Consider the following 14,779-nt stretch of genomic DNA (forward strand, 5'->3'; position numbering starts at 1 on the left):
CGCGCGCCTGCGCTGGGCGATCGTGCCGGGTCGAGGCGTGGACCGGGGGTGGGGCGGGGCGCCGGCCCGGGGGTGTCGGCGGGGCGCGAACCGGTGCGGCCGCGGCGTCGCACACGACGATGTCGGAGGTCGCGATTAGCGTGGAGACATGCAGATCCCGGATGCCGTCGCCCTTGACGCATCTCCCGCCCGGGGAGGTGCTCTCGACACCGAGCAGCGCGTCGTCGTCGACTGGCCCGCTGCCGCGAGCGGCGTCGTCGTGGGGGCCCCGGGCTCGGGCAAGACGACCACCCTTCTGGCGCGCGTGCGCGAGCTCGTGGCATCCGGGGTTCATCCCGACGAGGTCCTCGTGCTCACGCCGACGCGGCCCGCGGCGACCGCGCTGCGCGACCCCCTCGCCCTCGCGGTGGGGCGAGCCACGTCCGGCGCTCTGGCGCGGTCGGTGGCGTCGTTCGCCTTCCAACTCGTGCGGGCGGCCGAAGTGCGTCGTGGCCTCGAACCGCCGCAGCTGCTCACCGGCGGCGACGAAGACCAGATCATCCGCGATCTGCTCGAGGGCGACGCGCTCGACGAGCTCGAGGGGCCGTCGCGGTGGCCCGCGTGGCTCGGGCCGGCGATTCGCGCCACGCGCGGTTTCCGCGGCGATCTCCGCGCGTTCCTCGCGGAATGCACCGACCTGGGCGTCGTCTCAGACGATCTCGTCCGTCTCGCCGAGCGGTTCGACCTGCCGGTGTGGGCCTCGCTGGCGTCGTTCGCCGACGAGTACCGGGCGGTGCGCTCCGAGATGCGCGGCGCGCACCGCGACGCGGCCGATCTCGCGCGCGAGGCCGTCGCCGTCCTCGACGAGGCGCGCATCGAGCGCGGTCTGCTCGGACGCTTCTCCGCGTTGCGCTGCATCCTCGTCGACGATGCGCAAGAGCTGACAGCTGGCGGCATCGATCTGCTGCGCGCGTGCCGCGGCCTGGGGATCGGCGTGGTCGCGTTCGGCGACCCCGACGTCGGGTCGGGAGCGTTCCGCGGCGCGACTCCCGAGAACTTCGCGCGTCTCACTCGCGAACTCGGCACGACCGCTGCGCTCGGCGAGCCGCATCGGGGAACGCCCGAACAGATCGACCTCGTCCGTCGCGTCGTGACGCGAATCGGTGCGGCCGGGGTCGTCGCTCACCGACGCGCACCCTCGGGCGCGGCGCCGCAGGGGTCCGTGCGCACGTACCTCCTCCGGTCCCCGGCCGAAGAGGCCGATGCCATCGCCCGTCTGCTGCGGGAACGGCACGTCCTCGACGGTGTGCCCTGGGGCTCGTGCGCCGTGATCGCGCACGACTCGCGGCAGGTCGCGACCCTCGAGGCCGAGTTGGCCGCGCGAGAGGTGCCCGCCCGGGCGAGCGGGCCCGGACTCGCCCTCGGTGTCCAGCGACCGGTCCGCGACCTCGTGGGTCTCGTCGAGCTCGGCATGAAAGACCCCGACGACTGGGCTCCCGACGAGGTGGTCGACGCTCTGCTCGGGACGTTCGGGGGTCTCGACCCCATCGAGCTCCGTCGGCTGCGCACGGCACTCCGGCACGACGAGCTCGGCGCCGGGGGAGCACGCACGGCGACCGAGCTGCTCGTCTCCGGCGTGCGCTTCCCTCTCGAACTCGAGACCGTCGACACGCGCGAGGCGCGTCGTGCCGCGCGGCTGGGTGAGACCCTGGCCGCCCTTCGGGCGCAGGCCCTCTCGCGCGCGACACCCCACGAACTGCTGTGGACCGCGTGGGAGCGCAGCGGACTCTCCCGTTCGTGGCGCGAGGCCGTCCGCGGGCACGGGCCGATCGCCGAACAGGCCGACCGCGACCTCGACGCCGTCGTCGCGCTCTTCCAGGCGGCGAAGCGCTACACCGAACGCGAACCCGACGGCGAGGCGTCGGTCTTCCTGCGGGCCGTCCTCGACAGTGACGTCGCCGAAGACCGCATCGAGCAGCCCGCCGTCGTCGACACGGTCCGCGTGCTCACCCCCGCGGCTGCGGCCGGCACCGCGTTCGACACGGTCATCATCGCGGGGGTGCAAGACGGGGTGTGGCCCAACACCCGCCTGCGCGGCGGCCTGCTCGAGACCTGGCGTCTGGCCGACGCGGTGCAGAACCCCGACCTCCCCGCCGCGGGCATGCTCGACCGCCGTCGCGCGGCCATGCACGACGAGCTCAGGTTGTTCGTCCGCGCCCTGAGCCGGGCCGGTTCGCTTCTCGTCGTCACCGCCGTCGACGACGACGACACCGGGCCCAGCGTGCTGTTCGAGATGCTCCCGGCGCCCGAGCCGGCGGCATCCATTCCCGAACATCCGCTGTCGTTGCGGGGTCTCGTCGCTCGGCACCGGCGTTCGCTGACCGCGCCGCGGGTTCCCGCGACCGAACGTGCCCACGCGGCGGGCCAGCTCGCGCTGCTCGCAACAGCCGGGGTCGCCGGTGCGGCGCCTGAGCAGTGGTACGGCGTGGCCGCACCCACCTCGTCGGCACCCCTGCGCGACCTGACGCGCGAAGACGTCCGCGTCTCGCCGTCGCGCCTGCACGCTCTCGAAGAATGCGAGCTCGACTGGGTCATCGCCGACCTCGGCGGTGACCGGGGCGGGACGACGGCCGGCATCGGCACGATCATCCACGCGGCGCTCGAGACGGCGGCGTCGTCGTCCGAAGACGACCTCTGGGCCGTGGTCGACGAGCGCTGGGGCGAGCTGGCCTTCGACGCCGTGTGGCGCGAGCGGGCCGAACGCACCCGTGCGCGCGAACTGATTCGTCGTCTGGCCGCGTACCTGCGTCGGTTCGATGACGCGGGCGGGCGCTTGATCGGCGCCGAGCGGCACTTCGAGGTGCCGATCCCCATCGCGGATGCCGGCGAGCACGGCGCCGTGCTGAGCGGCGACATCGATCGGGTCGAGGTGACACCCGCGGGAGAGGTCGTGATCGTCGACCTCAAGACCGGCAAGAGCGAGCCCCAGACCGACGCCAAGGTCGCCGACAACCCCCAGCTCGCGGCGTACCAGCTGGCGTTCTCGTCGGGCGCGATCGAGCAGGTCGCGGGGCTGCCCTCGGGTGGGGCGAAGCTGCTCGTACTGCGTCCGACCGCGGCCAAGAAGGACTACGCCGAACCGACGCAGAAGCCGTTCGACGACGCGCAGCGCGCGCAGTTCGTCGAGCGGGTGCAGCGCGCGGTCGAGGTGATGCGCGGCACGAGCTTCGCCGCCCCGTACGAAGTCCACTGCCGAGACGAATTCTCGTACGGCCTGTGCCGCATTCACACGGTCTCGGCGGTGAGTGCGTCATGACCGCTGTTCTCCCAGCTCTCAGGGGCGCCCGCCGACGCTCGAGGAGGACGTTGTGAGCGCTGTGCTCTCTGCCGCGACGATCGCCGCGGCCCTCGGGCAGTTCCCGCCGACCGTCGAGCAGACCGCCGTCATCGAAGCCCCCCTCGCCCCCGCCCTCGTCGTCGCGGGCGCCGGCAGCGGCAAGACCGAGACCATGGCCGGGCGCGTCGTCTGGCTCGTGGCGAACGGACTGGTCCGGCGCGACGAGGTGCTCGGGCTGACGTTCACGCGAAAGGCGGCCGGAGAGCTGGCCGAGCGCATCCAGCGCCGTCTGCAGCGTCTGTCGGAGTTCGAGACACGGGGGCTGCTGCCCGCGCTGCCCGCTCTTCACGAGGCCGGCCGGCTGTCGGTGTTCGCCGACGTCGCTCGACTCGAGGGGGCGAAAGCCGACGCGGCTCGGCGGGACGTCCTCGATGCTCTCGCCGCCGAGGTCGGGGCGGCCGACGCCGGTCTCGACGAGGGCGACCAACTCCTGCACCGGCCCACCGTGTCGACCTACAACAGCTTCGCCGACTCGATCGTGCGCGAGCACGGGCTGCGCATCGGTCGTGATTCCGAGGCGGCCGTGATGTCGGAATCGGCGGCATGGTTGCTCATGCGAAGGGTCGTCTTCGCCTCCGACGACCCCCGCCTCGAGGAGCGCCAAGAATCCCCGCGCACGCTGATCGACGCGGCACTGCGGATCGCCCGCGACGGCGTCGACAACCTCGTCGACCTCGAGAAGCTCGCCGCCTTCCCGGACGAGTTCGGTCGCATCGTCGAGCGCCCGTCGACCTCGGCCCGCGTCGGCGTCTACAAAGACGTGGCCGACGCCGCGACCCGGGTGTCGGCGTTGTCGCTGCTCGCGCGGCTCGCGGCCGATTACGACCGCGAGAAAGCGCGGCTGGGTGTCATGGACTTCGCCGATCAGGTGGCCGGCGCGCTGCGCATCGCCCAGGAGCATCCCGCGGTCGTCGAAGAACTGCGCGCGCGCTATCGCGTCGTGCTACTCGACGAGTACCAGGACACCTCGGTCGTTCAGACCGACCTGCTGGCGACCCTGTTCGGCGGGACCGGCGTCATGGCCGTCGGCGACCCGCACCAGGCCATCTACGCCTGGCGCGGCGCCAGTGCCGGAAACCTCGGCGGCTTCCCCGACGCCTTCGCCTCGACGGGCGGATGTCAGCGATTCGCCCTCTTGACGAGCTGGCGCAACAGCGCGCGCGTGCTCGACGCCGCCAACGCCGTGCTGGCGCCCCTCGCCTCGCGGGCGGCCGTCGCGGTCGAAGAGCTCCGCTCGCGGCCGGGGGCTCCCGACGGGGTGGTCGAGATCGCGTTCGAGAACGACCTCGACGCAGAGGCCGACCGTGTCGCGTCGTGGTTCGTCGGCGTCCGCGCGGCTCGTGCCGCAGAGGGACGCGGCACCACGGGAGCGGTGCTGTTCCGCAGCAAGAAGCACATGGTGCGCTTCGGCGATGCGCTCGGGCGGCGCGGCATCCCTCATCGCATCCTCGGGCTGGGCGGCCTGCTGACCACTCCCGAGGTCGTCGATGTCGTGTCGGTCCTGCGGGTCATCAGCGACCCCGAGGCGGGGTCCGCCCTGATCCGCCTGCTGTCCGGCCCCCGCTGGGCCGTCGGTCTCGCGGATCTCCGCGCTCTCGCGCAGCTCGCCCGCCGCCTGGCCACCCACGACGTCGCCCTGCAGCCGCTCGCGCCCGAGACCGTGGACCGTCTGCGCTCGACCCCCGGAGCCGATCGGGCATCGCTCGTCGACGCCCTCGACTTCGTCACGCGCCAGACCGACGGTCACGGCTGGCTCACCGACATCACCCCAGAGGGACGCGCGCGCCTCCGCGAGGCGGGAGCGGTGTTCGCCGCGCTGAGGCGCAGCGTCGGTGCTCCCATCCCCGAACTCATCCGGCTGATCGAGGCCGAGCTCCGTCTCGACATCGAGCTCGCGGCCAACGAAGCCCGCGGCCCGGCGCGCATCGCCTCGGCGCAGCTGCGCGCTTTCGTCGACGAGATTCGCGGGTTCCTCGCCGCGGACGAGTCCGGATCGGTGCCGAGCCTGCTCGCCTGGCTCGACCACGCCGAACAGGCAGACGAATTCGCGCCCCGCACCGAGCCGCCCGAAGACGACGTGGTGCAGCTCCTTACGATCCACGGCTCGAAGGGCCTCGAATGGGACGCCGTGGCAGTCGTGCGTCTCGTGACCGACGAGCTGCCCTCGCTGCCCCGTGACACGAAGGGGTGGCTGGGATTCGGCATCCTGCCGTCGGAGTTCCGGGGCGACTCCGCGTGGCTCCCGGTGTTCGGGTGGCGCGGGGCCGAGACGCAGCAGGACCTCAAAGCGGCGATCGACGCGTTCGTCGCCGACAACCGGGCGCGTCAGCTCGATGAGGACCGGCGTCTCGCCTACGTGGCATTCACACGCGCCAGGGATCATCTCATGCTGTCGGGATCGAGCTGGTCGGGCACGAAGCGCCCGCGGAGACCCAGCATCTTCCTCGACGAGGCGGCCGAGGCGCTCGGCGTTGAGCTGACCGTCGACGAGGCGGGGGAGGACCCCTACGACGGCGAGAGGCGCCTGCTGCAGTGGCCGCTCGACCCGCTCGGCGCGCGGCGCACAGCGATCTCGGGCGCGGTGAGCGCCGTCACCGCGGCGCGCGCGGCGCCTCCGGCCGACCCCGACGACGACCTCGAACTGCTTCTCGCCGAACGCGCCGACCGCCTCCGACCCGTGCACACGCCGGCTCCGACGCGTATCCCGGCGTCGCGGTTCATGGATTTCGTCGCCGACTACGGTCGGGCGGTCGAAGAGCTGCGCCGCCCCATGCCGGAACGCCCGTACCGGCAGACGCGTCTGGGTACCCTTTTCCACGCCTGGGTCGAGCAGCGCTCCGGGCTGGTCGGTGCGGGGATCGGGCTCGACGACGACGGCCTGTGGGACGACGACGAGCACGGAGCGTCTGCGGCGGATGCGGCGGAACTCGAGCGACTGCGCGCCTGCTTCGAGCGCTCGGAATGGGCGGGGTTGCGGCCCCTCGAGGTCGAAACCGAGATCGACTTCGTCACGACCCGCCTCGACGGTCGCGAGCACGTCGTCATCTGCAAGCTGGATGCCGTGTACCGCCGCGGCGACAGGTACGAGATCGTCGACTGGAAGACGGGTCGCCCGCCCACCAGCGAGCCCGAGCGTCGCTCGCGCATGCTGCAGCTCGAGCTCTATCGCGAGGCGTACCACGCGAAACACGGCATCGACCTCGACCTGATCGATGTGGCCCTGTTCTACGTCGGCGACGAACTGGTGCTGCGGGGCTGACGCCACGGCTTGAGCTGGGAGGGGCCGTCCGCTCGCGGCCGTGACCCGGGCGCCGAGAGGTGGTTTGGGGCGCTTCAGGTGCATTGGGGTGGTCAGCGTCCGCCCCGGTGCACGGAGGGCGCCCCAATGCGACGGTTTGTTCCCCGGTCAGGGTGCTGAAGCTGTCGCGGCGGGGTTTGGGGCGCGTTTTGTCGTTTGGGGCGCGAGAAAACCGCCCCAAACGACAGAACCCGCCCCAAACCGCGGGGAGGGCCCCGTCAGGCCCCGTCGCCGGAGACGCCCCAGCGGCGCAGTGCGGCGCGGCTCGCGCGAGCGGCGTCTTCTTCGTCGTCGATGTGCGCGGCGTCACCCTCGGCGGGATGCTGATCCTCGGATGCGTCGCCGCCGAACGTGTTCTCGTCGCGGACGGCGGGCCCGGCCGGGTCGGCGGACACCGCGGCGCGCGACCAGAGCGAGGTCGCGTCGGTGTCTCCGCTGAGTGCGGGCCCCTGAGTGCGGTCGTCCTTCGGTTCCCGGGCGTCGCCCTCCGCCCACCCGTCGAGGTCGAGCGGTTCGGTCGCGCCGGGCTCGACGCTGTCGGGGACGGGCAGCCGGTCGACGTGGAGCGCTCCGCTGTCGGCGTCCGATTCCTTCGCGTTCGCGAGGGCTTCGGCGAGGGCCTCGGCAGCCGTGGCGCGGTCGCGCTCAGCGGACAGATACAGCGAGAGGGCTTCGGGGTCGTAGGCGTCGGTCTGCATCGAGGTGTCGACCGCGGCCGGGGCGGAGACCGGGGGGACGCTCTCGACGAGGGCCATCGCGTCGTCGATGTCGCTGCGCGAGTCGGGCACGATGTGGTCGCCGCGCACGCCGTCGGCCAGGGCGTCGAGCAGGGCGACGGCGTCGGCGACGACGTCGGTCTCGCCGGCGTCGTGGCCGTGCACGAGCCACCGGGCGAACTCGAGCTCGGCGTACAGCCGGGCGCGCTCGCGCAGCAGGGGATCGGGGGAGCGGTCGCCCGCGGCGGCGTATCCGGCGTGCACGTCGTCGGCGGCCAGGGGAGCGGATGCCAACCAGCGCAGGTCCACGGCCGGGTCGCCGACACTGAGCCCGGCCCAGTCGAGGATGCCGACCACGTGGGGGATCTCGTCCTCGTCGTCGGCGAGGAGGATGGAGGAGCTGGTCGCTCCGCCCAGGACGACCGCCGATTCGAAGCGCCACAGGTTGTCGACGTCGAGCGCGCGGCGCCAGCGCAGCATGAGGTCGTCGCTGACGCGTCCGGTCGCATCGGCGCGGTCGAGGAGTCGCTTGACGTCGTCGCGCACCTGCTCGGGGGAGCGCACGGGGAGTCCGTCGGTGCGGACGATCGACACGGGGAGTGCGTGCACGGCGGCTAGGGCTCCGCCGATGGCGGGTGCGTAGCCGGGGCCCTTGGGCAGGTGCGCGGGGTCGATGCGGTAGCCGTCGATGCGGTCGACGATGAGCACGCGCTGCGTTCCGGAGCCGCTTTCTCCGATCACCTCGGGCACGGCGAAGGGGAGGAGGGCGCGGACGCCCGCCGTGAGCGCGTGCAGGGCGCGCGATTCGGCGGCGAGGTCGGGGGCCGCCTCTTCGCCGGCCGGCATGCGGATGACGACCTCGCGCCCGTCGGCGGTGCGCGCGAGAGCGGCATCGAAGCGACCTGCGGCGTTCTCGGTCAGGGTGCTGACGTTCGAGAAGGCTGCACCGGGCAGGGCCGTTGTCGCCGACGCGGCTAAAATGAGGGGCGAGCGTGCCATGCCCCCAGGGTAGGTCGGGCCTTCCTTCACCGGCCCGCGCCACGCCCTTGACCGAGGAGGTCGGTCGTCCGACCGCCGCTTGCCGCCCGCCGTCAGAGAGGTGTTCGATGCCGCGTCCCGCGTCTTCGTCGTCCGAGGTCCGTCCCCCGTTGACCGTGGATCGCGCGGGTGGTGAGCGTGACGACGAAACCTTGCTGGGCCGCCTCCGCGCGGAGCCGGGCACGCGTGTGCTCGCGATCCGTCGAGACGCCGCGCCCCTCCGCGACGGCCGCCTCGCACTCGTGTCGACCACGGAGGTGGACGACGACGTCGTGACCGAGTGGGCATTCCTCGGACACACTCCCGACCGCACCGCGGTCGTTCTGGCGGCGTTGAGCGATGGCGCGCCCGACGAGATCGTTCCGGATGCCGAGTGGTCCCCGCTCCGCGCCGCCGGTGGCGACCTGCCCGCCGGCGAAGCCGAACTGCTGACCACCGCCGTCGCTCTGGCGGGGTGGCTGCGCGATGCCGCTTTCTGCCCGGCGTGCGGCTCGGCGACCGAACTGCGCCACGCCGGCTGGTCGCGCCACTGTCCCGTGTGCGGGCGCGAGCATTTTCCGCGCACCGACCCCGCAGTCATCGTGCTCGTGACCTCCGCCACCAGTGACGACCGCATCCTGCTCGGTGCCAATTCCGCCTGGGGCGGGGACCGGTATTCGTGTTTCGCCGGCTTCGCCGAGGCGGGGGAATCGCTCGAAGACGCCGTGTCCCGCGAGGTGGGCGAGGAGGCCGGGGTGCGCTTGCGCGACATCGCATACCGCGGTTCGCAGGCGTGGCCGTATCCGCGGTCGCTGATGCTCGGCTTCCGCGCGGTGGTCGTGGACGACGCCGAGGCACAGGCCGACGGCGACGAGATCGTCGAGGTGCGCTGGTTCGACCGTGACGAGATCGGGGCGGCGCTGCGGGGCGAGGGCTCGGCGACGCTTCCGGGGCCGGCGTCCATCGCCCGGCGGCTCATCGACGACTGGTATCGAGGCGTCGCGTGACCTCGCCGCTCGAGGGGCTCGACGAGTACCAGCTCGAGGCCGCCCGCGCGCTGCGCGGTCCGGTGTGCGTGCTCGCGGGGGCGGGTACCGGTAAGACGCGCGTGATCACGCGTCGCATCGCCCACGGCGTCGACACCGGCGCGTACTCGCCGCAGCGCGTGATGGCGGTGACCTTCACGGCCAAGGCCGCGGGAGAGATGCGCGGGCGTCTGCGCGCTCTCGGCGTCTCGGGGGTGTCGGCCCGCACGTTCCACGCGGCGGCCCTGGCGCAGGTCAACTTCTTCTGGCCGACGCTCGCCGGCGACCAGGCTCCGTCGATCATCGACAACAAGGTCCGCATGCTCGCGCACGCGGCCGACGGTGTGGGACTCGCTCCCGACACGGCGACCCTTCGCGATGTGGCCTCGGCGATCGAGTGGCGCAAGGTGACCCTGCGGTCGATCGAGCAGTACGCGGCAGACCGCCCCGACGGCGTCGGCCGCCTCGGTGTGGATCAGGTCGTCGCGCTGCAGCGGGCGTACGAGAAGCTCAAGGACGAGCGTCGTCAGATGGACTTCGAGGACGTCCTGCTGACGTGCGCCGGCATGATCGAGGCCGAACCGCGCGTCGCCGCGGCGGTGCGCGAGCAGTACCGGCACTTCACGGTGGATGAGTACCAGGACGTCTCCCCGCTGCAGAACCGACTGCTCGAGCTGTGGCTCGGGGATCGTCGCGACCTGTGCGTGGTGGGCGACGCGAGTCAGACGGTCTACTCCTTCACCGGCGCCGATGCGCGGTACCTGCTCGATTTCGGGCGCACCTACGACGACGCGCGCGTCGTGCGTCTCGAGCGCAACTACCGCTCCACCGCTCCCGTGCTCGCCGTCGCGAACGACCTCATGCGGGGCCGGGCCGGCGCCCTCGAGCTGAAGGCCGCGAGCGACGACGAGACGCCTACCCCGACGGTCCGCGCCTTCGACGACGACGAAGACGAGGCCGCCGCCGTGGCCCGCTCGATCCGCGACTCGCTCTCGCGCGGCGTCGATCCGCACGACATCGCCGTGCTGTACCGCTCGCACGCCCAGTCGGCGGCGCTGCTCTCTGCTCTGGCGAAGGTGGGCGTGGCGGCGTCGGTGCTGGGCGGGCGCAAGTTCTTCGACCTGCCCGAGGTGCGTCAGGCGCTCATGGCTCTGCGGGCGGCGTCCGTGGCGCCGCTCGAGACGGGCTTCCTTCCGACGGTGCGCGATGTGCTGCGCAGCGTCGGGCTCACCGACGACCCACCCGAGGCGGGCGGTGCCCTGCGCGAGGCGTGGGAGGCGCGGGCGGCTCTGCTGCGGCTGGCCGAGGAGGCCCCCGCGGGTACGGATCTGCGCGCTTTCACCGACGACCTGCAGGCGCGCGCCCGCGATCAGCACGAGCCGACCACTCGCACGGTGACGCTGGCGACGCTGCACGCGGCGAAGGGTCTGGAGTGGGATCATGTGTACCTCGTGGGAGTCAGCGAAGGGCTCCTGCCGATCTCGTACGCGAAGACGTTCGAGGCGGTCGACGAGGAGCGACGCCTCGCGTACGTGGGCGTCACGCGGGCCGCGCGGACGTTGTCGGTGAGCTGGGCGCGGGGCCGAGGTCGGGGTGAGCGGTCTCCGTCGCGATTCCTTCGGGAGATCGGCAGTGGCAGTCTGCGCTCGGCTGATGCAGCGTCCAGGCCCGCCGGAACGAGTCGCCGCGCAGGTGCAACGACCTCGTCGTCCGCCCGATCGGAGCGGTGAGCAAGAACCGCGCCGCCCGACCGGCCTCGGCGGCGAGGGCCACGTCGACGTCGGGTCGGGGTCTGCCGATCAGTTGGGCGGCCACCGTGGCCCAGCCCGGGTCGTGGCGGCGCTGATCGGCGTCGAGGCAGGCCAGGCACGCGGTCCGTCCCGGCGCCACGACGGGGCCGATGCGGGCGCCTGACCCGTCGAGGACGAGGGGCACATGGGTCACGTCGTCGCGGACGAGCGGCCCCGCCCGTCGCGGGTCGACCCGGTGAGCGGCCAGCAGAACGACCCGCGTTCCGGGGGCGACGTCTTCGGTCGCCGGTCCTGCCCAGGGAACGACCCGCGTGCGGGCGGGCAATGCCGCCAGCACGGCGTGAGTCGCCCGCGCCGGCAGGTCGTCGTCGACGTGAAGGGCAAGGGGTGGATGCCGCGTCCTCCGCGCCAACGCCGGCGCGACCGCCGCGAGGAAGGCGTCGGCCTCGCCGTCCCCGGCCCCGTGCACGCGGGCGAGCCCCCGCACAGCGGCCGGGCTCGTCCCTTCGGCCAGGGCCGCGACGACGACGTCGACCCACGAGCCGGTGAACGGCGAGACGGCCACCGCGGGGGCGCCGAACTGGATGCTCCCGTCGGCGCGCCAGAGCGGGGGAGCGGCGGAATCGAGTCTGATCATCGCCCGATCATCGCGTCGCTCGAGATCCCGCATGCCGTTGTCCCCAGGGCGAAAACGGCGAAACGCCCGTGGGGAGGAACGTCGTCCTCCCCACGGGCGTCAGCTCGAAGCCGGCTCGGCGCTCACAACAGCGCCCGGGTCCGCGTCACAACGGGTCCGCCGCGCACAACGGCCATCGGCGCCCCGGGCCCGCGTCACACCGGGCGCTGGTCTCCCGGAGCCGCTCCATCGTCATCGCCGCCGTCGCGTCCGGCGTCACCCGCCGCGTCGCCCGCGCTCCCGGCGTCCGGTCTCCCGGCATCCGGGGCTGCAACGCCGGGCGTCCCGGCATCCGGGCTCTTGCTCCCGGCGTCGCGTCGACCGCCGTCGGCTTCCTCGGCGAGCAGCTGCGCCAATGCGTCGTCCATCGCGTCGGAGGGGGCCGCTTCGCCGCGTGAGGCGGCCGTCAGGCGCGCGATGAGCGCCGCGGGGTCGTCGATGTCCTCCGACGACGGCATGAGGTCGGGGTAGTCCCATAGCCCGTCGCGACCCTCGACGCCGACCGCGTCGGTGACGGCGCGCCACATGGCCGCGGCCTCGCGCATGCGGCGCGGGCGCAGTTCGAGGCCGACGAGGGCGCCGAGCGCCTGCTCGGCGGGACCGCCCACCGCGCGGCGGCGGCGCACGGCCTCGGCGATGCGCCCGGCCGAGGGCAGCCGCGAGGTGGCGTCCTCGGTGACGACGTCGACCCAGCCCTCGATCGTGGCGAGCAGGTTCTCGAGGCGCGTGAGGGCCGCGGTCTGCTCTTCGGAGCGCTCGGGCAGCAGGGCACCGCTCTCGAGGGCGCCGCGCAGTTCTTCGGGCTGCGTCGGGTCGAAGCGCGAGGCGAGGTCTTCGAGGGCGGCGGTGTCGACGTGGATGCCGCGGGCGAAGTCGCGCACCTGCGAGATGACGTGCAGGCGCAGCCACCGGGCGTGACGGAACAGGCGCGCGTGAGCGAGTTCGCGGGTCGCGAGGTAGAGGGCCAACTGATCCTCGGGGATCTCGAGGTCGCGACCGAAGTCGGCGAAGTTCTGCGGCAGTATCGCGGCCTCGCCGTCGGGCATGACGGGGATGCCGACGTCTCCGCCGCCGACGACCTCGGTCGACAGGCGACCGACGACTTGACCGAGCTGGGTGGCGAAGAGCGACCCGCCGACGGTGCGCATGAGGCGACCGGCTCCGGCGATCATGTCCTGCATGTCGTCGGGGGCCTGCTGTCCGAGGGCTGCGGTGAGGGCGTCGGCGATGCTGGTCGCGACGGGCTCGGCGAGCTCCTGCCAGACGGGCAGGGTCGCGCTCACCCAGGCGCCGCGAGTGACGGCGCGCGGGGGACGGGGGAGGTCGCTGATCGAGGTGGCCTCGCCCAGCCACAGTGCCGCGAGGGTGAACGCCTGGTCGATGTCGGTGCGCTGACCGCTGGTCACGCCCAGGCCGTCCTGGTTGGCGATGTGCAGGGCCTGGCGCTCGGCCAGGCTCCAGTCGACGCCCTCGTTGGTGCCGGCGAAGGCGCCCTGCAACTGCGCCATGACCGCCTGCAGCATCGCGGGATCGATCTGCATGCCCGACAGCCGCGAGAGCTGTTCGGGGTCGATTCCGCTGACATCGCCTGACATGAGACGGCGCATGAGTTCTTGGAACTCGTCCTCGGGGCTCCGGTCGCCGCCGGGGTTGTCGTCTGCCACTTCAGCCGCCTTTCAGCCAGGTCTGGGGGAACGAGTCCTACGCTAGTCGCACGCTTCCCCGCATCTGTCGGCCCGGCCTCTCGCCGCTTACGCCGCGCGCGAACGACCCGGCAAAGGATTGAGACCGTGACCCTGTTCGATGAGAACGTCTCCGTCGTGCCCGCCCCTCGACAGCGGTGGAGGCGCGGCACCGTCGTCGGCGTCTGGTCGCTCACGATCGCCGTGATCGTGCTGTTCGTGATGACGTTCCTACCCTCGGCGTACGTCATCCAGCAGCCCGGCCCCGTCTACAACACGCTCGGGACCACCGCGTCGGCCGACGGCCAGCAGGTGCCCCTGATCACTGTGCCCGACGAGAAGGACTCCACGAGTACCGGTCAGCTCGACCTGCTGACCGTCCAGGTGAGCGGCAACCGCGAGCACACTCCGTCGTGGATCGAGTTGGCCTCGGCCTGGTTCGACAGCTCGCGCGCCGTCGTCCCGATCGACCGCATCTTCCCCGCGGGGCAGAGCACCGAGCAGCGCAACACCGAGAACGCCGCCCTCATGACCGACTCGCAGCTCGAGGCGAGCGCCGCGGCCCTCCGGCAGCTCGGGTACGACGTCCCGCAGCAGATCGCGGTCGGCGCGATCGACGACTCCGGGGCCGCGAAGGGCCTGCTGCAGCAGGATGACGTCATCACCTCCGTCGACGGGGCGGCGGTTTCGAACATCGACGACGTTCGCGCCGCCGTGCAGAAGGCCGCCGGAGCCCCGGTCACCGTCGGGTACGAGCGCGATGGCACGGCATCCACCGTCCAGGTCACGCCCCGGCAGACCGATGTGAACGGTCAGACGCAGTACCTGTTGGGCGTCGGGCTGATGATGACGTTCGACCTCCCCGTCGACGTGAAGATCCAGCTGAACGACGTGGGCGGCCCGAGCGCCGGCATGATGTTCGCCCTCGGCATCATCGACAAGATGTCGCCCGGCGACCTGACCGGTGGCCAGCACATCGCCGGCACCGGCACGATCGACGCCGACGGCAATGTGGGCCCGATCGGCGGCATCCGTCAGAAGCTCTACGGAGCTCGGGATGCCGGGGCCACCTGGTTCCTCGCCCCTGAGGCGAACTGCAACGAGGTCGTGGGGCACGTGCCCGACGGCATCCGGGTGTTCTCGACGTCGACGCTGAAGCAGTCGCTCACCGTGCTCGAGACCATCCGCGACGGGGGCGATCTCGACGCCCTGCCGACGTGTACTTCGTGATCGTCCTT

7 protein-coding genes are annotated in these 14,779 nt (G+C 72.5%); 5 read left to right on the forward strand and 2 right to left on the reverse strand.

Annotation, left to right across the window (positions count from 1 at the left end):
• Positions 1–148: 148 nt before the first annotated feature.
• Together QBE02_RS00615 and QBE02_RS00620 are read left to right on the forward strand one after the other, a co-directional pair.
• Entirely contained in the window at positions 149–3,295 is a 3,147-nt protein-coding gene (locus QBE02_RS00615; protein WP_279366706.1) for an ATP-dependent helicase, read from the forward strand.
• 52 nt (positions 3,296–3,347) lie between these two features.
• The gene (locus QBE02_RS00620; protein WP_279366707.1) at positions 3,348–6,635 is read left to right on the forward strand and encodes an ATP-dependent DNA helicase; all 3,288 of its coding nucleotides are present in this window, start codon (positions 3,348–3,350) and stop codon (positions 6,633–6,635) included.
• Positions 6,636–6,892: 257 nt separating this feature from the next.
• Here the strand turns inward: QBE02_RS00620 and QBE02_RS00625 are convergent, their stop codons facing one another.
• Positions 6,893–8,389 carry a phosphotransferase gene (locus QBE02_RS00625; protein ID WP_279366708.1) on the reverse strand — a complete coding sequence of 499 codons (1,497 nt, stop codon included), beginning with the start codon at positions 8,387–8,389 and terminating at the stop codon, positions 6,893–6,895.
• A 107-nt stretch (positions 8,390–8,496) separates the two neighbouring features.
• Between QBE02_RS00625 and nudC the strand changes: the two genes are divergently transcribed.
• Positions 8,497–9,414 carry an NAD(+) diphosphatase gene (gene nudC / locus QBE02_RS00630; protein ID WP_279366709.1) on the forward strand — a complete coding sequence of 306 codons (918 nt, stop codon included), beginning with the start codon at positions 8,497–8,499 and terminating at the stop codon, positions 9,412–9,414.
• A complete protein-coding gene (locus QBE02_RS00635; RefSeq protein WP_279366710.1) occupies positions 9,411–11,162 on the forward strand; it encodes an ATP-dependent helicase in 1,752 nt (583 codons plus the stop codon). The genes nudC and QBE02_RS00635 overlap by 4 nt, the downstream gene beginning before the upstream one ends.
• Before the next feature lie 852 nt (positions 11,163–12,014).
• Here the strand turns inward: QBE02_RS00635 and QBE02_RS00640 are convergent.
• The gene (locus QBE02_RS00640) at positions 12,015–13,466 is read right to left on the reverse strand and encodes a zinc-dependent metalloprotease (protein WP_279367834.1); all 1,452 of its coding nucleotides are present in this window, start codon (positions 13,464–13,466) and stop codon (positions 12,015–12,017) included.
• A gap of 183 nt (positions 13,467–13,649) precedes the next feature.
• On the opposite strand from QBE02_RS00640, the gene QBE02_RS00645 reads away from it, so the two are divergent.
• Positions 13,650–14,771 (forward strand): YlbL family protein, encoded by a 1,122-nt coding sequence (locus tag QBE02_RS00645; protein WP_279366711.1) that lies wholly within the window; start codon positions 13,650–13,652, stop codon positions 14,769–14,771.
• The last annotated feature ends 8 nt before the right edge of the window (positions 14,772–14,779 follow it).

This window comes from Microbacterium testaceum (genome assembly GCF_029761935.1).
Taxonomy (GTDB): Bacteria; Actinomycetota; Actinomycetes; order Actinomycetales; family Microbacteriaceae; genus Microbacterium; species Microbacterium testaceum_A.